Source organism: Vibrio albus (assembly GCF_003144035.1).
Classification (GTDB): Bacteria; Pseudomonadota; Gammaproteobacteria; order Enterobacterales; family Vibrionaceae; genus Vibrio; species Vibrio albus.
In genome coordinates this window covers 127,192-149,427 of sequence record NZ_QFWT01000007.1, presented here as the reverse complement: position 1 = coordinate 149,427, position 22,236 = coordinate 127,192, and the positions used below count along the sequence as shown (strand labels likewise).

Sequence of the window (22,236 nt, the reverse complement as noted above, 5' to 3'; positions counted from 1 at the left end):
TGCATCATTACAATGCAGCATTCGCTTTTTCCAACCTCCTTTACCAGCACCGCTATCGGCTCTCTTCACAGACAGCTTTCCCGAAGGAACGATACTGGCTTACCGTGTTCCGCATGTCGCGCAATATCAGGGTAGATGCCCACTATAGATGTATGGACTCCTCTCCCCCCAGGGAGTACGGTACAGATACATCTGATAAAACTGTGGAGAGCAGATATGGAAGACAATCTTTTACTTGCAATCGACTTAGCGAAAAACTCATTTCAAGTTTGCTATATGAGAAACAACGGTGAAGTTCTTTTAAACAAAGCTATTAGTCGTAACAGTTTGATTAAACTGCTAACTGGAAAGAAGAGGTTTTCCTTGGTAGCCATGGAAGCTTGTGGTGGTGCTCACTATTGGGCCCGCTTAGCCAAAGGAAACGGCCATGAGGTAAAAATCATCCAACCTCGATCAGTTAAAGGGCTACAACTTAAGCAAAAGACGGATAAGAACGATGCTTATGCAGTAGGTGTTGCTGCTCTTCTCCCTCATATATTCAGTTGTAATTTGATGTCTGAAGATGAGCAAGGGTTGCAGTGCTTAGATCGAGCTCGAGCATTACAATTAGCACAGCGAACAGCTCTCAGTAATCAGATGCGTGGGTTCCTAAACGAATATGGCATCGTGTTGCCTAAAGGAATAGCCCCTTTAGTAAAACGGATCCCAGAAATATTAGAAGATGCCGAAAATGGCTTGCCTGATAGTTTACGCCAGGTACTAGCTTCACAAGCTGATATCCTAGCGATGCAAACAGAACAAATAGAATACTACGACTGTTTGATTGCAGAACACATCAAACAAAACAAAATTTGCCAAAAGCTGAGTAAACTGGAGGGTGTCGGCCCAATTGTAGCGTTAGGTCTAATGATACGTTTAGGTGACGGTAAAGAATTTACACACAGTAGGGATGCATCTGCTTGTATTGGATTAACACCGAAACAACACTCTACAGGTGGTAAAGAACGGATTGGGCATATTTCTAAAAGTTGTGCAGATAAGCGCTTGAGAAGTCTCTTGTATCAAGGAGCAATGTCCATAGTGTACAAAGTAACACTTCGTGCTCCAACAACAGAGAAAGAACGATGGCTAAAATCTATCGTAGAGCGGCGTGGTAAGAAAATAGCCGCAATAGCTATGGCAAATAAAACTGTTAGAACAGCCGTTGCACTCATAAAAAGTGATAGTGACTACCAACCATTGCCGATTCAAGCGTAATTATCGTTAAATAAAATTTTAATTCAATGGCTTGCATAAAATAAAGCGATAAGAAAACCAATGGAATTCAGCTCCGCACTAAAGTATTCGGATACTGCACTATAGACTTGAACCATTGGGGCGAACACATCAAAGGGCAGGAATAGCTATCCAAAAAGAGCCCGTATATAAGTGCGCAACTATCGTCATATTTTAAAGGCATTGATTAAAACGAGGAGTCCATATAAGTGCGGAGAGTGCAGTGACCACGAAAAAGTACTGTCCAACCTCTTTCCAACTCTCATTGCCTTTTGGCTACAGCGTAATAACCACTTCCGCTGCTTCATCATATAACGCACCTTGAATGGATTCACATATGTTCATCATACTGACTACCTAGCACTTACCCGAATTGTGGTTTTCAGGAGGAACGTCCTCTCACGATTCTTTTCCCACTCAGCCCAACTGCCAAGTTTCGTTACATTGTCCGAGCCGCTGCTTTATTCAGGCTCGTAGGTTCATCTGGTGATACAGACGGTTCACTCATAAAGCGGTGAACAACGCTTCATACGACTTCAGGTCGCACGGACAGAAATGGTTTAGAGTATTTACTTAAATTAGCAAAGGACGAATAACTTCTGGTATGGAAACTCAGTGTCCAATCTAACAGGAGCAATTTAGTTAATAGAAATGCAGCTTCATCGCGACGCTCTATATGTATTGGCTTAACAAAGGTGCTGCCAGCTTCAATGCAATACCACACATGATGCATGAAATCGCAGAATCTAAAATTCGCCATGTTGGGGTTCTAGGGATTTTCCCCTCTAAAAAGACATAATTCTCTGTAGACCACACCAATAAATGGCTGCGGAGGTGGGTTACTACTTATAAGTGTGGCAAATTAGGTAAATATCGTACATTTAATACGGAACAGCCCTGATATGGCCATCAAAAACGAAATTACTATTCTCACGAGAGCAGAACAGGCAAATCTTTATTCCCCACCCATTTTTTCAATCGAAGAACAACGTCTGTACTTTTCTCTGAACGATGCGGAATTGGCAGTTTTTCGGTCAATTCGTCTCAGAGCTCATAGATGTTACTTTGTCGCGATTTTGGGATACTTCAAATCAAAGCCCGTCATCCTAGATATCGCTTACTCGCAGGTTTCTAAGGATTTAATGTTCATCAGTAAAGAGCTGCTTGGCGGCAAGGGGCTCAGACCATTCACTCCCTCACAAAAACAAAAAGATCGACTCTACGCAAAAGTATTAGACCTTGCTGGTTATCACAAATGGGACGAAAGTCAGCACTTCAATTCTCTTTTCGACCACCTTGTTCAGGTGGGCAATGCCTGGCTGGAGCCGCGTTACCTCTTTGATACTGCTATTGAATTCCTAACCAGTCACAGCATTGCTATCCCTAGGTACACCGTACTCCAGAGACTGATAAGCAGAGCGATGCAGCAGGTCAGAAAAGACCTGGCGCACCAACTTAATCAACTCACCAGTCCTGAACTTCACGTCTTTCTGGACAGCATAACAGCCATTGATGACGGACTAAGCCTGAACCAGCTCAGAGGCGGTGCAAAAAGTCTGACCGTACCTGAACTTAAAAAAGAGCTTGCCCTTTATCATCAGTTAGCGCCATGGCGCACGCAAATCAATGGCGTTATCGATGGGCTTAATCTGTCTCTTAAAAATCGACAACACTTCGGTGAGCTCATCAACTATTACGGTAGTAAACTCAAACGATTCAAACGCGCACAGCAGCATCTATGGTTGCTATGTCACCTGACAGAGCGGATACAACTGGCACTGGAACGGTTAACTGATGGGTTCATTTACCATATCCGCAAGCAACAAGAAGCTGCCAACACCTTTGCACAACAAGCAGTGTTCCTGTCCTGGCAGTCAGCCGCGGACAATGTCACGAAAGCGGCAGAGTTACTGCATCTGTTTGTGGATGAGAACATTGATGATAATCAACCCTTCTCAGTAGTCAGACAACAGGCATTGAAGGTCATGAATGACAGGGATATCCAGACCCTCTGCCTTTACCTGAAAAAACAGAAACGGACCGTGGAAGAGTACCAGTGGCAACATTACGATGAACAATGCAATCTCCTGGAGCAACTGTTAAGGCAGGTGTTCTTGTGCCTTGAATGTGAGGCCGGTAAAGGCTCAGAAGCCGTCGTCGCCCAACTTCAACAGATGCAGACGGAAATCGCATTCGGTGGACCACTGAAGACGATGGATACGTCGCTCATCCCGAAAAAGCACCTCCCATGGTTGGTTAAACAGGATAACGTTAACCCGCAACGTTACGAATGGCTGCTCTACCGGCAGTTAACCTCACGACTGAATGGACGCATTTATTTGCCAAATGTTACCAAATACCGCGCACTGGAAGACGACCTGATCCCCCAGACATCGCAGGATACCTTGCTGGCCTCATCAACACTGGACAGACTAAAACAGCCCGCAGAGTTATTGTTACAGGAGAAACAACACCGGCTGGAAAGTGCACTCAAAGACGTTGCTCTCCATATTGATGAGGGAGACAATCGAAATGTGATCATGAAAAATCGTACCGGTACCCGCTGGCGTCTGCCGACCAAAAGCGCTACATCTCTGGTCAACAATCCCTTTTTTAAGCGAATGCAACCGGTCGGTATCGCGGATGTACTGCGGTATGTAGAGCGCGAAACCGGGTTCATGAAATGTCTGACTCATGTACTTCCGATACAAAAACAAGGGTTCACTCATCAGGATGATTTACTGGCCATTCTGATTGCCAACGCCACTCACCGTGGTGTGTATGGCATGGCGCAGATCTCCGATCGAAGCTATGAACACCTGAGTACGGTGCAGGCCAACTATATCCGGCCTGAAACGCTGCATGACGCCAGCGACGTGATCAATAATGCGGTTGCAGCGCTACCCATCTTCCGCCACTACCATATTCAGGAGGACCAGCTGCATGCCAGTGCGGATGGTCAGAAATTCGAAACCCATCTGGAAACCTTTAAAACCCGGTACTCCTCTAAGTATTTCGGCACCAACAAAGGGATCACGGCCATGACACTGGTGGCCAACCACAGCGCCCTCAATGCTCGGATCATCGGTTCCAACGAGCACGAATCACACTATATTTATGACCTGTTACAATCCAACAGCAGTGAAATCAAACTAAAGAAATTATGGAAAACTAGGCGTAAAAATGCTATTACGTTGCCATATAAGACATAAGTACGATAAAACTTTTGGTTTATAGGGCATCGATATGATTGATAGTGTTCGAAGATTTTCTAAATTGAACCCTCTTTTTCCACACTATTGGTGAAATAATGAAAACTCGAGTTTACGATTTACCTACAAGGTGCTTCCATTGGCTTTTTGCTGGTTCTTTTATTGCCGCCTTTACCATCTCAAATACAGTTGATGATGACAACCTGGCCTTTTCTTATCATATGATTTTTGGCTTAATAATGGTCTTCAGCGTATTATTGAGGGGGATCTGGGGAATAATTGGCAGCAGGCACGCTCGGTTTACCGATTTTTCCTTGAATGTGTCCGGATTGGTTGCATATCTTAAAGGAATATTAACCGGAACAAATAGAACGTGGGTCGGTCACAATCCTGCATCTAGTTGGGCTGCATTGGTAATGATGATATTGGCCTTGGGCTTAGGGGGAGTTGGTATTTTGATGGCTACCGGAGTTGTAGGGGAGTCTTGGAAGGAGGTTCACGAGCTATTGGCCAATACTTTTATCGTTGTGGTCATTTTGCATATAGCTGGTGTTATTCTTCACCAACTCAAACATAAAGATTCGATCGGTATGAGCATGGTAACGGGTTACAAACGAGACTTAGCCGAAACCACTGAGTCTGTCTCTAGGCATTTCGGGATTGGTCTCTTATTTTTGTTTTTGATCGCAGGCTTTTCGGCATACTTAGTTGGGAATTTTGACCAACCCTCAAGGACGTTATCTGTGTTCGGAACTAAGCTTCAGCTAGCAGAAAATGAAGGAAATGAGCACGAAGAATATGAGAGACATGAAGAGTATGAAAAACACGACTGAGAATGAGAAATAAAGAGCGAGTTTTTTTATTAGCCACCTTCGGTTTAATTGGCGCTATGGTCGTTACTGACTTAATCACAGACTTTGATGAAGGCGTGCCATTTTGGCACGTCTTTATTGAGGCAAGCGCTGGATTAATGGCAATTATTGGCGTTATTTTTGTTCTTAAAAATATGCTGAATTTAAGAGTAAGTTTATCCAAAGAAAAACTAAATTCTGCTGCATATAAGCGTGAAGCTGAGCAATGGCGTTCTCAGGCGAAAGAACACATAGATGGAGTGTCCCTGATGATAGAAAATCAATTATCAGCATGGGGACTTACTCCGGCCGAAAAACAAGTGTCTTTTTTGTTGCTGAAAGGTTTTAGCTTGGTTGAAATTGGTGAGTTTCGGAATACATCAGAGAAAACCGTAAGAACTCAGCTTAGCGCCATTTACGCAAAAGCAGGTTTAAAAAATAGAGCTGAGTTTGCTGCATTTTTCTTGGAGGATTTGCTTCCTGGCTCTAATGTAAAAGCATGAATTTTCTCGACAACCATTAACGGGTTCTACCCAGATTTTACGGACACATCCATAAAGAGGCATACTGTGCCTGAAAGGAGTGTCTATGACCAAACGAAGAAAGTATTCCCCAGAGTTCAAACGCGAAGCGGTATTACTTGCCCAGCAGCCCGATGCCAGTTGTCGCCAGATTGCATTGGATATCGGTATCAATCCCAATCTCCTGAGTCGCTGGAAGCGTGAAGCTGAGCAATCTAAAGATAAAGCATTCAAAGGCAGCGGCTCCCCTCGTGATGAGGAGATGGCAAGATTGAAACGAGAACTTGCCAAAGTTAAAAAGGAACGGGATTTTTTGCGCGAAGCGGCAACGTTCTTCGCCAAAGAGGGGTTCTAGGGATTTTCCCCTCTAAAAAGACATAATTCTCTGTAGACCACACCAATAAATGGCTGCGGAGGTGGGTTACTACTTATAAGTGTGGCAAATTAGGTAAATATCGTACATTTAATACGGAACAGCCCTGATATGGCCATCAAAAACGAAATTACTATTCTCACGAGAGCAGAACAGGCAAATCTTTATTCCCCACCCATTTTTTCAATCGAAGAACAACGTCTGTACTTTTCTCTGAACGATGCGGAATTGGCAGTTTTTCGGTCAATTCGTCTCAGAGCTCATAGATGTTACTTTGTCGCGATTTTGGGATACTTCAAATCAAAGCCCGTCATCCTAGATATCGCTTACTCGCAGGTTTCTAAGGATTTAATGTTCATCAGTAAAGAGCTGCTTGGCGGCAAGGGGCTCAGACCATTCACTCCCTCACAAAAACAAAAAGATCGACTCTACGCAAAAGTATTAGACCTTGCTGGTTATCACAAATGGGACGAAAGTCAGCACTTCAATTCTCTTTTCGACCACCTTGTTCAGGTGGGCAATGCCTGGCTGGAGCCGCGTTACCTCTTTGATACTGCTATTGAATTCCTAACCAGTCACAGCATTGCTATCCCTAGGTACACCGTACTCCAGAGACTGATAAGCAGAGCGATGCAGCAGGTCAGAAAAGACCTGGCGCACCAACTTAATCAACTCACCAGTCCTGAACTTCACGTCTTTCTGGACAGCATAACAGCCATTGATGACGGACTAAGCCTGAACCAGCTCAGAGGCGGTGCAAAAAGTCTGACCGTACCTGAACTTAAAAAAGAGCTTGCCCTTTATCATCAGTTAGCGCCATGGCGCACGCAAATCAATGGCGTTATCGATGGGCTTAATCTGTCTCTTAAAAATCGACAACACTTCGGTGATGTGTGAGTAGAATAAAGTTTCATACCATGACAGGTTAGTGTAGGAAAAACATCTTACACACATAAATAAATCTGGAAAATAATTACGCACTGACCATACTGTATGTATGGTCAGTGGTTTTCTAGGTAAATTTATGTATCTCATACAATCAAACAATGTCTACAAACAGACAGAGTTATCAGTCAGTGATAACAACTGTCAATGTTCTCCTGTTGAGGGGAATATTGGCTCACTGCCTACACTGTTTAATCAAGATGGTTCGTTCAACCACGAAGCAAATAGTTACCTCTTCTACCAAAAAACCATCAAAGTAGCTAAAGACCTATCCCCCTGCGCTCAAGCGTTACATGCTTACTACCAATTCCTTGAAGACAAACAATTAGCATGGGATAAATTCCCTCCCGTCAAAAGACTAAAACCAACTTATCTTTTTCGTTCTCACCTGTTAAAACAAATCAAGAATGGTGAATTAGCTCACAGCACAGCAAGCGTCCGAATGAATCAAATTGTTAACTACTACAAGTGGTTAATGCATGATGGTTGCTTGAAAATCAAGAACGAGAAAGAGGCTCCTTTTAAGATGGAGTTTGTATCCGTTCAAAGCACTGGGATGCTGGCACACATATCGCCAACGTTTACCGTGCAGACCAGTGATCTACGAATTAAAGTGCCGAGGGACAGCAGCAGCAAGAACATCAGGCCGCTTACTCCCCTGAGTAACGATTCGCTGGACATATTGACCTCGTATCTGCCTCAAGCATCCATTGAACTACGCCTTCAGGTGCTGCTTTCTATTGATACCGGAATGCGGATCAATGAAGTAGCCACACTCACGCTGGATGCATTAAAGACTGCGATCCCCCTTGCTGAAAGTGAGCACCGCTATGAACTGACGATTTCACCGCAGTTGTATGGTGTTCAAACCAAATATGCCAAGCAAAGAACCATTGAAATATCAGCTGAGCTACTAGCCCAGTTAAATGAATACCGCACCTCTGAGCGGCGCCTACAGCGTGTGACAAAGCTAAATCATAAACTGGATAACTTATTTGAAGTGGCATTGGGGCTGAAGCAGGAGGCAGTTGATGCACTAGAGCGTTGTGAGAGTCACGAACCCGTTTTTGTCAGTGAGCAAGGTAATCCGGTCAGCGCAAAGTCCATTGAAGCCAGATGGTCAGAGTTGCGCAGCGTAATCAAAAAGTCGCACCCCACTTTTATGCACCGTTTCCACGATTTTCGCTCGACCTATGGCACTTATCGCCTCAGTGACCTGCTTGAAGCTGGACTCCTTGACCTTGAATGCATGGAACTGCTGATGGCTTGGATGGGACATAAAAATGAATCGACCACCTGGAAGTATTTGCGCTTTCTAAGACGGAAAAAGGCTTTCAAGGTCAAGTTTGGCATCCTCGATAGCATCATGCACAGCGTATTGCATAACGAACAGGGAGGTAGCAATGAGTAAGGTGGAATATCTAAGCGGTTGGCAGCCAGAGCTGTGTATCCAATTAGACATAAATAGTATTCAAAAAGCGGACTTTAACCGTTTTCTGGTCAAGCACTTTCCCTCAACGCAGTTATTGCAACAGGGCGGGCAATTTGAAGATGCTGAACGAGAGGGCGTTATTCTTCAGTTAAGACAAAGCTTCGATAAAGAGATTGAAGAAGGTGGCAGTCATTTCACCCTGTACAACGTCTTTTCTACCGCATCCTTGTATCTCAGGTGGTGCGATAAACAGAGCGTCAACGCATTCACCAAATGCTCTATTGAAGGCTATATGTCTCACCAAAATGACCGAGTGATGTTAGGTTTGATGAAAGGCTCGACCTACGCGCGGATACGCGGAGAAATGAGTATCCTGTTTATCAAATATCTTGACCTGTCGCATCACTACTTCGATAACGTGGTGGCCAGGGATTCCAGCGATACAGAATCTTACGAAGCCTACACCCGCAGCGATTTAAACCAACTGCTTCCCTTTTTACGACAAGTCTTTAAGCAGACGCAAAAGCAATTTATTGCATTCCCAGAAAAGCATTTTGATGCCTACAAAAACGTGTCCACCATGACCTTTCACTGGCAGGGTAAGCAATACCCCTTGTATGGTGGAATTAGCAAGATGATGTGCGCAGGAGCGTTCCTGCTGGCCTATTACACCCATAGCAATACCGGAAACTTGTTGCAACTGCGCCAACCAGACAATGCTTCAACCACACTGGACGAGGTATGGTACACCATGCCTGCCTTTAAACGCCGTGCGTTTAAAACGATTCAGGTGGAAATGTGTGGCCATGAGTTAGATATTCCAAAATACGCCTTAGACTTTTTCGATAAGTTGCGTGAAGCATCCATGCTAATTGATACTGGTGAACAGCCCCTCTTGCTGCAAACGGTCACTGCCAATAAGGTACAGCCAATAAAGGCTATAACACTCCGTAGCTTTGCAGACTGGATGGAAGCGCACTTTTCATTTACTGACCAAACGGGTCGTCGATTGCGTCCGATGATAAGCCGCTTCCGCGAAACCGGTGCCCAGTTAACCGCATTTCATCAGGGCGACATGGCGAACGACATCATGCTGAACAACACGCCCAACACCCGCAAGAAGCATTACAGTGAAGGCAATAAAACAACCAATAATGGCATGATGCAAGATACCATGGCGATAAGAGAGGAGCAGGCCAAAAGTAAGGTTAACACCTCGCAAGCGAGGCAGAATCTGGCAATTGATGTGCTAGTGATTGAACAAGAAAACAGCATCAAACTGCCTAACCTCAGTCGAACATCAAGCGGGTCAAGCTGTAACAACCCGTTTGGTGAAAAGTCGGAGAAATATACCAGACAAGCCCGACGCCACGGATTAGCCAAAGAGGGGGAGCGATTAGCGTGCGCCGACCTGTTAGCGTGTTTTGGCTGTCCAGAGCAAGTCATTGTTCAGTCGGTGGCAGATATCTGGTGCCTGCTCTCGTTTAAAGCCTGCATCGAAGAGTCGCTATACCTGCATTTAGATGCCAGTCATTATCGCAACAACTTCAAGGCGATTATTTCCTTCATCGACCAGAAAATACTACCCAACCTCCATGCCAATGTACTTAAGCAAGCCGAAGCGCGTCTGAATGACGATGGCTTGCACCCAGCGTGGGGCGAAGCCGATTCCATTCTCAACCTCATTCCTCGCGTTGCTAAGGGGGCAAAATAATGCAAACCGACCACCTTTATGAAGCCAGCTTTCCAACAGCGCACAAAATTCAAGATACTGATTTGATCAGGCTGTATCATGAACAACGCTTTGATGAACTGGATGCGGTTATCGTCTGCAGGGATAAAGAAGGTGCGGTCACGGCAAGCTTCGGCGATAGCGACTGGAACTGCCTGCCGTTCTCCCGAAAAAAAAGCAAAAATAATTTACCATTTGCAGAGTTCGAACGGTCACCGGCACTGCAACGGGAGCTAAAACTGCTCACTTTTGGTTGGCTGTTTAACAAGAACCCGAAACAACGAAAAGCAACTTCCTTTTCTAGCACTAAAACTCGACAAGCAAGCATAAAACTCGCCTATCGCTTCCTAATACAAAACTGCCTCAGTTCATTACAAGCGCTATCTAAACCCAGTCACTGGAAATCTTTTGAGGCATATCTTATCAACAACGGGTACGCACAAAGCACTATCGAGCAATGTTTTATTGCTATCAACAAAGCTATCGAGTTCGCACCGTGGCATCAATTAGCGCTAGGCTTTACCGCGCCGATTAAGGCATCTGTTGAGGCAAAAAAACTTTGCGACCTACACAAGCAGCAAACTCTGGTTATCCCTGAGCGCTTATGTGATGAGATTTACGGTAAAGCGATTGAACTTATCGAAGAAGCCCATCCATTTCGGGCGCTAATTGCCCAAACCGAAAATGCCATGCAAGACAACTATCTAGAAGGTAGGCGTGTCCTCGATGAAAAGATTGCGCAAGGAGCCATGTTCACGTTTTTAAAAACTGATGTAGGGATTGATAACCACAAATTTGCGTCGGACCTTCAAGAAAATAAGCCCAACTCCGTTCTCGATATCATTGCACCATTAGCCGAAAAACTGCCGAATGTTAAGTTGAGCAACGGAACTGATTTCAAACGTTACCTTGGGCAACTGATTACCAGTAGCTACATCGTATGTGGCGGGTTCAGCGGAATGCGGGACTCCGAATTAGACAAGCTCACTCCTGACAGCTACTACAAGGACACCTTTGAAGGTCGCGACTACCACATGCTGCAATCTCACACCTTTAAGCTGGGAGAAAAACGCGAAACCTGGGTGACAGCAGCGTCTTCAAAAACAGCTATCGAACTGATGTCAACACTCACAGAGCGCTGGCGCTCAGAGGTCGTTTACCCCAATGACAAATATACTGACTCCATTTGGCTTAATCATACCTATCGCTCTAAAAGTCCAGTATTAATTACTGACTGGTCCTCCCGCTTACAGCGTTTTTGTCGGCAATTCGGCATGGTGGTGAGTGAAGAAGATTATCAGGAATGCCTTGAGTCTAACCCGCGCTCGTTAGAGCGAATTAAAGAATCTGTCACGGTTGGTCAGCCTTGGCCCTTAACTCCACACCAGTTCAGGCGCACACTGGCGTTTTACTGCATTAAGAACCGCTTTAGTACATTAGTCGCACTGAAACAGCAATTTAAGCACCTATATTTAGCCATGACCGAGTGGTACACCAATGGCGGAAAGCTGGCGAGCTATCGGGACTTAATGGTAGACGAAAAGGTAAAAAACCTGCTCACTGAAATCAATGCAGAATCAACGGCGAACAAGATTTTTAAACAGTGGCATTCGGACGAAAAACTCGCGGGAACTCACGGTAAAGCAATCATGAAAATGCGCGGCGAAATACCGAGTATCTATAGCTCTTGGGAGATCATCTATAGGGCGGTTAAGGACGGCAAGTTAACACTGCACGGCTCATTGCACAGCTATTGTAAAAATGGATACAATTGCGATATGGATGGTGTTGTCATGCCTCAATTCTGTGTCGATTGCGGCTCAGGCAGCAGCATCATTGACGAGGAACAAGCGCTGTGGTGGCAGAAAAAGCACAACAGTTTGGTTGCTTACATGGAATCCGACGAAGATATTTCGGTGAGTGAGCGTAGCCACTACATCACCCAAGTAAGAGCCGCAGAGATAGTCATGGCTGATTTTGAACTGCCATTTACCCCTTTCGAACCTGACTTAAAGGTAGCGAACTCATGAGTAAGAGCGAAAACACATTGCTAGCGCTTGAAGCGGCTCTAGAACGCATTAAACAGGGTAAACCTAAGCGTATCCCTGCCCATCGCAAGCTCAGTGTTCGCGCTGTTGAGGAGGAAGCGAGCCTTGGCAACGGCAGTGGCTATTACTACCCCGAGTTTGTTGATAAGGTTAGACAGACTAAAGCTGAAATCGCGGCAGGCAATGGTGAAATAATCCGGCCAGAGATCCAGACCGTGCGCACTAAGCTCAAAGAGCAAAAGCGTATCAAGGATAACTACAAGGCTAAGTATGAAACGGAGCGAGAGAAGTTAGCCTTATTTGCGGCTGCGCAGCATCACTTGAATGATAAGCTGGTTCAGGCATTAACTCGTGTGGATGAGTTGGAGCATGAAAATGCAGAGCTTCGGGAGGAGCTTTCTAGGCTGAAAAGAAGCCAGATCGTGCCAATCAAGTAATCCACCAGTAGCCCACTGATATATTGATGTGGGCTACCAAACACTCCACACGACTGCCACTTCACACGACTGCCACTTCTTCCCTAGCTCACTTTTGGACAGAAACGTGTTAGCTGCTTTGCTAATTTAGGTTATTACGGATAACTTTTCGTACCCCAAAACGTCAAAGACCACCGTTGTCAGCGATGGTCTGTCTGCGCGGAATTGGACAAAACCTTTCACTGACAATCTATATCAGACTGGTCGCTTTATGCAAAACAACCTCAGAGATATGCATTGTTTCCCCTTTACTGAAGAACTTAGGCTTAACACCGAGGTGCATATTTGTTTTTTTTCACCAAGGTACTGAGTAAACCGAAGCAAGTATCCATCAGGATCTTGAACTAAGAACTCTAACTGGCCTGCCAAAGCTGAACCAGTGTCGTACCATAGTTCGTCAATATCGCGATACAGAGATATATTAGCTTTTTTATCCGTTCCAATATGAGCTGAATGTCGGTAAGTTCGATTTGAAAATTAACCCCTCTACCAAGCGGATAAACTAGTTAACCGACATTCCAACCTGTCTCATGAAACTGCTCGATCATTATCTGTACTTGCTCTTGCTCAAGATACGCAAAATTAGGAGCACTCCTTTGGTTGCGAACCTTAAAGCCAAGTATTTCTGTATAGAAACGAAGAGATTGCTCAAAATTCATTACTGTCAACTCTGGAACCATAACGTTCCAATATTGGCTCATCTTATAACCTTATGTATTGTCTTAGATTGAGGGCATTATAATCAATTTACTAAACGGCTTCAGGAAGAATGAACATACGCTTATGAAGTTGAGTGAACTACGTTGCGCTATGTACATGATTGGGAGGGAATACCCCAAGAGGATAAAATCCGCCAACGAGAAAGGCGGATTGTTGAAAAGCTTTAACTGGTTGCAGCAGCTAATTTTATACCTAAACCAGCAAACATTGTTCCGACAGCTCGATCCAACCAGATGCTTAGCTTTTTACTACTTCTAACTCGCTCAGAAATCTTGTCTGCTGCAAGAACATATGCAGCTTCCACAATGATGGCAACAGCAATAACAATTAGCCCTAGGTAGAATAATTGGAACGACACAGAACCCGCATCTTCACGGACGAACTGTGGTAGAAATGCCATAAAGAAAATGGCTACTTTGGGGTTTAGAATGTCGATTAGTACCCCTTGCTTAAATGCTTCAAATGCTGTTTCTCTATTCTGATTCGAGTTATCAGTATTTAATTCAAAGCCAGATGATCTAAATGATTGATAGGCCAGATACAACAAGTAAGCTGCACCAACATACTTAACTATGCTAAATGCTAATGCAGAAGACACCAAGATCGCAGATAGACCGATAGAAGCTGCAAATACATGGAAAAGCGCTCCCGTACATACACCTATAGCCGACGCTAAGCCAACCTTCTTACCATTACTGATTGTCTTCGTCAGGATATACAACAAATCTGGCCCTGGAGCGACATTTAGGGCAAAAGCAGTGGTTAGAAACAATAACCAAAAATTTAAATCAGACATACTTACCTCAAGAAACACAAAGCTCTAACCTACACCTAATATTCATGTGACGCAACCAACAAAGGGGCTGTGTCGCATAAGTATGCACTTTGAAAATCAAGAGTAGTTACTGCAAAATTGAACAGTTTTGGGAGATTCCGTGCAGTGCTGTTCTGGTGTCTGCCATAACTTCACGTATCGCAAACTCCGCAGCGTAACTCGTTGCTGAGTAATAGCACTAAGGCGGTTTGGGGCATAAATGAGTTTGATGGCGCGATCCATCAGCCCACCCACCTTGAGCCTCGCTTTTTGGGAAGTGACAAATTATCTGGAAATTGGTATTCTAAAATACTCGAATTTTAGGAAAAACAGTCAAAAACTACTGTTTTTCTGGAAAAGGCTGAGAAGCCTTATCACACATACCTTTCCAGATTTATTTCAGAATCGACCTGTCGCGGTAGTTTCATACTGAGTATTAAAGATTCATACTTAAATGGCAGCGATCAGAGTACACTGCCATTTCTAAAACGTTTATGCCCCATTATGATTTAGAACAATTACTCATTCGAACTTTGTGTTTCTGTGTTTGCCTCATATTTACTAATGCGGAAAGCAAAAGATAAGGCCCTAGTAACTTGTTTTGTAGTATGCCTTAAAGACTGTCAAGAGGACTTATGACCCCAGTATGATGGCCACCAATCACATGGGTATATATCTCGGTCGTTTTGACATCACTGTGTCCCAATAACTCTTGGATGGTACGAATGTCATGGCCTTTGAGTAATAAAGATGTTGCAAATGAATGGCGGAAAGTATGGGCGGTAACGCGCTTATCTATACCACAGTTAGTGGTAGCTTGCCTTAATGCACGTGAAAAAGCCGTTGGATGAATATGGTGTCTGCACACATAGTTGTCACTTGGGTGCATACAACGGCGGCTAGCAGGAAAGAGATATTGCCAATGAAACTTAGAGGCGTTACTGCGGTATTTTCTGATGAGAGAGATGGGCAATGAAGCAAGTCCAAAGCCATCTGACAAATCCGCCTCGTGGAGCTTTTTTACCTGTTTCATTTGTGACTTTAGAACATCAATCAATCCGTTAGGTAGCATACAAACTCGATCTTTTTGCCCTTTACCTCGGTACACAAAGATAGATTTAGTGGTTAGATCAATATCTTTTACCCTAAGTTTTAAGGCTTCCTTTAATCTTAGCCCTGAGCCAAATAGGATGGCACCAATTAAATAGTGGTAGCCTGACAAATTGCTGATGATCAGTTTTGCTTCTTCGTTAGACAATACCTGCGGTATTCGTTTAGGGGCTTTTGCATAGGGAAATTGTAACTCATTGGGCTCAATTTTTAACACATGGCGACAAGCAAATACAATGGCACATAGAGCCTGTTTCTGGGTGCTCGCCGACACTTCGCACTCCACTGCTAAAAAACAGAGAAATTGTTCAATCAAAGCGGGGGTTATATCAGCGCCATGACGAATATTGCAATGTCGAATGAAATAGCGGTTCCAATAGAGGTAGGATTTTTCTGTTTGATAGCTGTAATGGCGTACCCTGATCTCTGTCCGTATAGCCTCCAAAAATGTTAATTGCCCCATAACCGTTACCTTACCAATGTACTGTGTTTATATAAGGGCTATCCATTTAGCGCCACCAGTGTCAATATGTAGTGATGAAAACTTCATCGTATTTATTAAAAGCTGGTGTAGATTACCCTACAAGTTGGGGCGAATTTGTTGATTGGTTTCATGATGAACAATCCTGCATTAGCTACCTTTACAAACTTCGTTGGCCAAACGGATTCATATGCCCAAGCTGTTCAAGCCATCAATCACCTTATCAGTTAAGTAATGGCAAGTTAAAATGTCATGCTTGTCGTTCTCAGTGTTCAGTAACATCAAGTACACTTTTTGACAAAACAAGAACCCCCATGAAAAGTTGGTTTGCTGCCGTCTGGTTTATTACAAATCAAAAAAATGGTGTCAGCGCTCTTGGAGTTCAAAGGTTATTAGGTCTTGGGAGTTATCAAACCGCTTGGTCATTAATGCACAAGTTAAGGTATGCCATGGTTGATCCTGAAAGGGATAAACTGTCCGGCATCGTAGAGGTTGACGAAACACTAATAGGTGGCGTTGTTCCCCAATCATCTATTAAAAATCAACAGGGTAAGCGTAAGGCTGTAGTTTTGGTAGCAGTTGAGCTGCTATCACGCTCTGGATTTGGCCGGATACGTTTAAGGCAAGTGGAAAGTGCAACCAAAGAACATATCCATCAATTCATTCAAGATGTAATTGAACCTGGTAGTACAATTTGTAGTGATGGCTCTCAAGCATACAAACAAATAGACAAGAAAGGATATAAGCATAACCGAATAGTGCATTTAGGTTCATCTGTACCTGCACATGAAACAATGGCTGGGGTGCATCGAGTCTCATCATTATGTAAAAGATGGCTTTTAGGTACATATCAAGGCGCGGTAAAGGCTAAGCAACTTGATTATTATTTAGATGAGTTTACATTTCGCTTCAATAGAAGAAAGTCAGATTCTCGGGGATTATTATTCTACAGGTTGCTTGAACAAGCAGTGCGTTCTAAGCCGATAACGTACCAATCAATTAAAAATCGATAACCACAATATATAGTGGTTGGTTGTGCTAAGTGGATAGCCCTTGTTTATATACAGTTATAGTTGAAGTTGAGATAATTGCTATGAAAAAGATGCATAAATCGTTGGATTGGCGCATCGATAATACTAACTGTTAAACATTAACTCATTATTATCAATAGTTTGTAATATATATAAAAGTGCTATGCAGACCTCGTAAACACCTATGCATCTTTTTTATCTGCTAAATTGTCATATTTAACCTGTATTTTTTGTTAAATAATATATTTACAACAAACACTTACAAGTGATATTTTGACGAAGAAACTTACAAGAAAGCAGGAGGTTATCCTGCTGCTAATCAATAAGCTGTTAGCTGAAAAATATATCGAGGTAATAAATGACACACCATGAAATGCATAGATCTCATAGAGTAGGCTGGTTGCGAGCGGCAGTTTTAGGGGCCAATGATGGTATCGTATCTACAGCTAGCCTTATTATTGGTGTGGCGGCAGCAAGCTCATCACAGGAAAGCATTCTTTTAGCTGGTATTGCTGGCCTAGTTGCAGGTGCGATGTCAATGGCAGCAGGTGAGTACGTATCTGTAAGCTCTCAGTCAGATACAGAAAGTGCTGACCTTGCACTAGAAAAAAAATCATTAGCCAATAATTTTGAGTTTGAAAAAGATGAACTCGCAAAAATATACGAAAATAGAGGGCTCGAACCTGTATTAGCAGAAAAAGTAGCTGAACAGTTAATGGCGCATGATGCTTTAGGGGCGCATGCCAGAGATGAAATAGGTATATCAGAAACAGTTAGCGCTCAGCCAGTTCAAGCTGCTTTTTATTCGGCTGGTACATTTACAGTAGGAGCTGCGCTTCCACTATTAGTGGCTTGGGTTATTCCTGGAAACTTATTAATAACAGCTGTTTCTGTGTTATCTCTAGTATTTTTAGCAGTTCTTGGCGGACTTGCAGCTCGTGCTGGTGGAGCATCAATTGCTGTTGGTGCCTTTAGAGTAACTTTTTGGGGAGCTCTTGCCATGGGTTTAACTGCAGTAGTAGGTAGTGTCTTTGGCGTCGTTGCTTAATAAGTAATTAGCCAATGGCGCTATATCATCTAAATTCAGCTAATCGGGTAGCCGGAGGTATCTAACCTCCAGCCCCCACACCACCCTGCATGCGGCTCCGCACAGGGCGGTTCATTTAGAACCCTTAACTAAACTTTCTGGTTAGGATAATGAACTGCGATCCATCCATCTCTTAGTGAATATAATCCTGCTTTCTTCAGATACTCATTACTCAGTGCTTGCTGTATCCCCGGTGTTTTAGAGCTACGCCAAGGGCCTTTACTTGTGATACCACAAGCAACAGCGGCTTGGATCCTGACGCCACGCTTAAGTAAATTTTGCACCTTAGTCCGTGGTTTTCGCCACTGACGCCAGTAGCACATACGTATGCGACGACGGATCCAATGGTCTAAATCGACACATCCTTGGTAAGCATTGGCTATGCCAAAGTAGTTGATCCAGCCTTGCATGTACTGCCGCACTTTAAACAATTGATATCCCATACTAACTCCCCAATTTCGGTTCGTCAGTCGTCTCATCTTTTGTTTGAAAATGCGTAATGTTTTAGCATGCCACTGGATCTTTCCTCGGTTAAATGTAAACCCAAGAAACTTGCTTTGACCGACCTTAACCACTTGGCTTTTCTGTTCATTAACGGCCAGTTTTAGCTTAGTGGCCAGATATTGAGTAATGCTCTTGAGTACCCGCTCTCCTGCTCGAATAGACTTTACCAAAATGATGAAGTCGTCCGCGTAGCGGGCGAATTTATGCCCTCGGCTTTCCAGCTCTTTATCCAGACTATCCAGCATAATGTTAGAGAGTAATGGCGAGAGTGGGCCGCCTTGAGGCACGCCTTCAAAGCTTGCTTCAAATTGGCCATTGACCATCACACCAGCTCGAAGGTATTTACCAATAAGCGCCAACAGACGCTTATCCTGCACCTTGCTTCTAAGTTGAGTCATCAAGAGATCATGATTAACTCGGTCAAAGAACTTAGACAGATCAACATCGACGGCAAATTTGCGTTTTTGTTTGATGATATCCCTTACTTGCAGTACCGCTTGTTTGGCATTTCTGTTCGGCCTAAAGCCAAAGCTGTTGGTCGAGAAGAATGGGTCAAACAGTGGCGTGAGTATTTGAGCAATGGCTTGCTGTATCACACGGTCAATGACGTTAGGGATCCCCAATTTGCGTTTACCGCCATCGGGTTTGTCGATCTCTACGCGCCTGACCGCTGAGGGTTGGTATTCACCTCGCTCTAATTGAGATTTACACAGTTGCCAGCCGCCTTGTTGCATCCAGAGCGGGAAGGCTTCGATAGTCATGCCATCGATGCCCGCAGCGCCTTTATTGGCTTTAACTTGACGCCAAGCTCGGTGTAGATTTTCAGGTTCGAGCAGTTGTTGGAATAAATCGTTGTTGAAGGCCGGTTGCATATCAATACGCTGCTGATAGTAATCGTCTGGCGACGTAGTGGGTATCGACAAGTTTGACAAGACTCCTCCTTCTTCTAAATGTTCAGGCCTTCACCATATCCCAACCATTACGATGGGCGTTGGGCTACTATGCCGTCTGCTGACTTCTGCTTAATCACATGCCAAGTTACCCCGTCATGCGCTATCGGTTTCCATCTGGTTCGCTCTTTTCAGTCGATGAAGTTGAAAAGCCAAGGCACTTATAAACCAGAGCCTTACTGGTTAATGACCGATCGCGTGTTAAGCAGATCTCCCCAGATAAGAACATGAACTTTCTTTGCACTGCTGCATCATTTACGGTGGCCATTAGATCACGTGGTTTCGTCGTCTTGTGCCAACTCACCTCTAGCCTACGCCTCATATGATGTTCTTGTTCATCAGCTCGCAAATTTGCTAGCGGCTTCCTCCAGACCAAACCTCGCGATTAAGCCCTTGCCATTCGCTAGTAGTTAACGTTTAATAACAGTATGTTATTCTCTTTTAGAAAGAGTAACGGTGATCTTCCTACAGAGGACTTTCACCTCATTAGTTCATGCCCATGCTGGGCGTACACAAAGCGTTTAAATCGGATTCATAACTGTTGGCTTGGTTCCGCTGCGCTTCACAGTTTAAGCCAACAGTTACTCACCGCTTAACGCTGCGTTAATCCATAGAAATTTTAATCCTAAACTTACGAATTAGATTTGGAAACCTAGCTCGTTTCTGTCCAGAAACGTGTTTGAATGGGGCCAATCAATCTGTGGATGCTCAAGACAACCAGTATGATACTTTATTACTCAGTTGTAGCGTGACTCAGATTTTGTAGTAGGAATTAGTATGAATCTTTATTTCTGGGTGAGTATCATTTAGAACGGTACAAACAGGGTTACTTGACTGCTTAGTAACGAACTACCGCGACAGGTCGATTCTGAAATAAATCTGGAAAGGTATGTGTGATAAGGCTTCTCAGCCTTTTCCAGAAAAACAGTAGTTTTTGACTATTTTTCCTAAAATTCGAGTTTTTAGAATACCAATTTCCAGATAATTTGTCACTTCCCAAAAAGCGAGGCTCAAGGTGGGTGGGCTGATGGATCGCGCCATCAAACTCATTTATGCCCCAAACCTTTCTAGCACAAGGATCAGGACTCATTTCTTTTGTCATAAATTGGCCTATTTTTGGTAATGCTAAAAGTGGCGACGATACTGGTGGCTATTCAAGTAATAATGCCTAACTTCAGTCACAGTTTATTCAACAATTACCCTATATAATAACTTGAATATAATCAATACACTGCTCTGATTATAACTACAAGTATATAATTCGCCCCCATGGAGGTCTCTATGCCCCAGAATTATGATAGACATATCAGCAATTTGACCAAAGACACTTACGCTTTGATATTGGCTGGTGGTCGAGGTAGTCGTTTATTTGAACTCACCGATTTTCGAGCAAAACCTGCTGTATATTTTGGTGGTAAGTTTCGTATTATCGATTTTCCACTATCAAACTGTTTCAATTCAGGTATTGACCGCGTAGGTATCGCTACACAATACAAGTCGCACTCGTTGATCCGTCACATTAGCCGCGGTTGGGTAAGCCTTAGAGCTCAACAATTTGTTGAAATTTTACCTGCTTCACAACGAACGGGCGATGACTGGTATGCTGGTACAGCGGATGCGGTATATCAAAATATTGATATAATTCGTTCACATAGGCCCAAGTACATTCTAATTCTGTCTGGTGACCATGTATATCGTATGGACTACGGCACTCTACTAGCGGAGCATGTGGCAAATAACGCAGATATGACAGTCTGTTGCCTAGAAGTTGATATTGAAGAAGCTGCAGGTAGCTTTGGTGTTCTAACCGTAGATTCCAAAAACAAAATAGTCGCTTTTGATGAGAAACCAGCTCAACCTAATGAAATTCCGAATAAACCGAATAAGTGTTTGGCTTCAATGGGCAATTATTTATTCAATGCTGATTTTCTTTTTGACCAGTTATTAAAAGATGTGGATGTCCAGGGATCCACCCGCGATTTTGGCCACGATATCATTCCTTCAATCATTAATAAGAGTAATGTTTTTGCGTACTCTTTCAAAGATCCAGACAGTGAAAGTCAGCCCTACTGGCGTGACGTGGGTACACTTGACTCATTTTGGGAAGCCAATATGGAACTTGTTACTCCTAAACCACAACTTGACCTTTATGATAAAGACTGGCCGATTTGGACATATCAAGAACAGCTTCCACCTGCTAAATTCATTTTTGATAACGATGAACGCCGTGGTATGGCCGTAGATTCAACGGTTTCTGGAGGGTGCATTATTTCTGGTTCAACTATTAGAAAATCATTGTTGTATTCAAGTGTCCATGCCCACTCATACAGTCTTATTGAAGAGTCAGTATTGTTGCATGGCAGTCACGTTGGTGAACACGCTAAACTGAAGCGAGTTATCCTTGACAGTTATTGTTGTGTCCCGGCCGGCTTGAGCATTGGCTATGATAAGGAACAGGATGAAGCCAATGGTTTTCGTGTTACAGAAAAAGGAATTACCCTAGTGACTAAAACTATGCTGGAAAATCTTGCTAAATAAACGTACTGAACAACTTTTTCTCGAAATACGAGTCAAAGGCATCGCAATGGCGATAAATATGGCAAGCGAGTACAACTAGTCTGACACCCAAATTATGGTCTTATCTTCACCACTCGGAGATAAGATCACGTTTCAC

At 43.6% G+C, this 22,236-nt stretch carries 14 protein-coding genes and 4 pseudogenes; 13 read left to right on the top strand and 5 right to left on the bottom strand.

Annotation, left to right across the window (positions count from 1 at the left end; translation table 11 throughout):
- Positions 1-216: 216 nt before the first annotated feature.
- From DI392_RS13600 to DI392_RS13545, 10 genes and pseudogenes are all read left to right on the top strand, one after another.
- Positions 217-1,257, top strand: coding sequence for an IS110 family RNA-guided transposase (locus DI392_RS13600; RefSeq protein WP_089139185.1), 1,041 nt, complete (start codon positions 217-219; stop codon positions 1,255-1,257).
- A gap of 920 nt (positions 1,258-2,177) precedes the next feature.
- Positions 2,178-4,427: pseudogene (locus DI392_RS13590) on the top strand (Tn3-like element ISShfr9 family transposase); the annotation flags it as partial.
- Positions 4,428-4,585: 158 nt separating this feature from the next.
- On the top strand, positions 4,586-5,320 hold the full coding sequence (locus DI392_RS13585) for a cytochrome b/b6 domain-containing protein (RefSeq protein WP_041156839.1): 735 nt from the start codon (positions 4,586-4,588) through the stop codon (positions 5,318-5,320).
- Positions 5,321-5,322: 2 nt separating this feature from the next.
- Entirely contained in the window at positions 5,323-5,841 is a 519-nt protein-coding gene (locus DI392_RS13580) for a helix-turn-helix transcriptional regulator (RefSeq protein WP_041156838.1), read from the top strand.
- An 85-nt stretch (positions 5,842-5,926) separates the two neighbouring features.
- A pseudogene (locus DI392_RS13570) lies at positions 5,927-6,213 on the top strand (transposase); the annotation flags it as partial.
- A 130-nt stretch (positions 6,214-6,343) separates the two neighbouring features.
- Positions 6,344-7,126: pseudogene (locus DI392_RS13565) on the top strand (DUF4158 domain-containing protein); the annotation flags it as partial.
- Positions 7,127-7,256: 130 nt separating this feature from the next.
- Positions 7,257-8,588: a tyrosine-type recombinase/integrase gene (locus DI392_RS13560; protein WP_109320336.1), complete on the top strand. Its 1,332-nt coding sequence runs from the start codon at positions 7,257-7,259 to the stop codon at positions 8,586-8,588.
- Positions 8,581-10,323, top strand: coding sequence for a hypothetical protein (locus DI392_RS13555; protein ID WP_109320316.1), 1,743 nt, complete (start codon positions 8,581-8,583; stop codon positions 10,321-10,323). Before DI392_RS13560 ends, DI392_RS13555 begins: the two co-directional genes overlap by 8 nt.
- The gene (locus DI392_RS13550; protein ID WP_109320315.1) at positions 10,323-12,371 is read left to right on the top strand and encodes a hypothetical protein; all 2,049 of its coding nucleotides are present in this window, start codon (positions 10,323-10,325) and stop codon (positions 12,369-12,371) included. Before DI392_RS13555 ends, DI392_RS13550 begins: the two co-directional genes overlap by 1 nt.
- Positions 12,368-12,826: a hypothetical protein gene (locus DI392_RS13545; RefSeq protein WP_109320314.1), complete on the top strand. Its 459-nt coding sequence runs from the start codon at positions 12,368-12,370 to the stop codon at positions 12,824-12,826. Before DI392_RS13550 ends, DI392_RS13545 begins: the two co-directional genes overlap by 4 nt.
- A 321-nt stretch (positions 12,827-13,147) precedes the next feature.
- Here DI392_RS13545 and DI392_RS13540 read toward each other — a convergent pair.
- From DI392_RS13540 to DI392_RS13530, 3 genes and pseudogenes are all read right to left on the bottom strand, one after another.
- A pseudogene (locus DI392_RS13540) lies at positions 13,148-13,566 on the bottom strand (bleomycin resistance protein); the annotation flags it as partial.
- A 182-nt stretch (positions 13,567-13,748) separates the two neighbouring features.
- Positions 13,749-14,381, bottom strand: a complete 633-nt coding sequence (locus DI392_RS13535; RefSeq protein WP_109320313.1) for a LysE family translocator — start codon at positions 14,379-14,381, stop codon at positions 13,749-13,751.
- A gap of 631 nt (positions 14,382-15,012) precedes the next feature.
- The gene (locus DI392_RS13530; protein WP_107947007.1) at positions 15,013-15,972 is read right to left on the bottom strand and encodes an integron integrase; all 960 of its coding nucleotides are present in this window, start codon (positions 15,970-15,972) and stop codon (positions 15,013-15,015) included.
- Between the two features lie 74 nt (positions 15,973-16,046).
- On the opposite strand from DI392_RS13530, the gene DI392_RS13525 reads away from it, so the two are divergent.
- Together DI392_RS13525 and DI392_RS13520 are read left to right on the top strand one after the other, a co-directional pair.
- On the top strand, positions 16,047-17,003 hold the full coding sequence (locus DI392_RS13525; protein WP_109320312.1) for an IS1595 family transposase: 957 nt from the start codon (positions 16,047-16,049) through the stop codon (positions 17,001-17,003).
- 376 nt (positions 17,004-17,379) lie between these two features.
- Positions 17,380-18,069, top strand: a complete 690-nt coding sequence (locus DI392_RS13520; RefSeq protein ID WP_016898901.1) for a VIT1/CCC1 transporter family protein — start codon at positions 17,380-17,382, stop codon at positions 18,067-18,069.
- Positions 18,070-18,197: 128 nt separating this feature from the next.
- Here DI392_RS13520 and ltrA read toward each other — a convergent pair whose 3' ends face one another.
- Positions 18,198-19,535: a group II intron reverse transcriptase/maturase gene (gene ltrA, locus DI392_RS13515; protein WP_223195456.1), complete on the bottom strand. Its 1,338-nt coding sequence runs from the start codon at positions 19,533-19,535 to the stop codon at positions 18,198-18,200.
- Between the two features lie 865 nt (positions 19,536-20,400).
- A complete protein-coding gene (locus DI392_RS19505; RefSeq protein WP_146194535.1) occupies positions 20,401-20,664 on the bottom strand; it encodes a hypothetical protein in 264 nt (87 codons plus the stop codon).
- Positions 20,665-20,843: 179 nt separating this feature from the next.
- Between DI392_RS19505 and glgC the strand changes: the two genes are divergently transcribed.
- Positions 20,844-22,100 (top strand): glucose-1-phosphate adenylyltransferase, encoded by a 1,257-nt coding sequence (gene glgC / locus DI392_RS13510; RefSeq protein WP_109320311.1) that lies wholly within the window; start codon positions 20,844-20,846, stop codon positions 22,098-22,100.
- Positions 22,101-22,236: the final 136 nt, after the last annotated feature.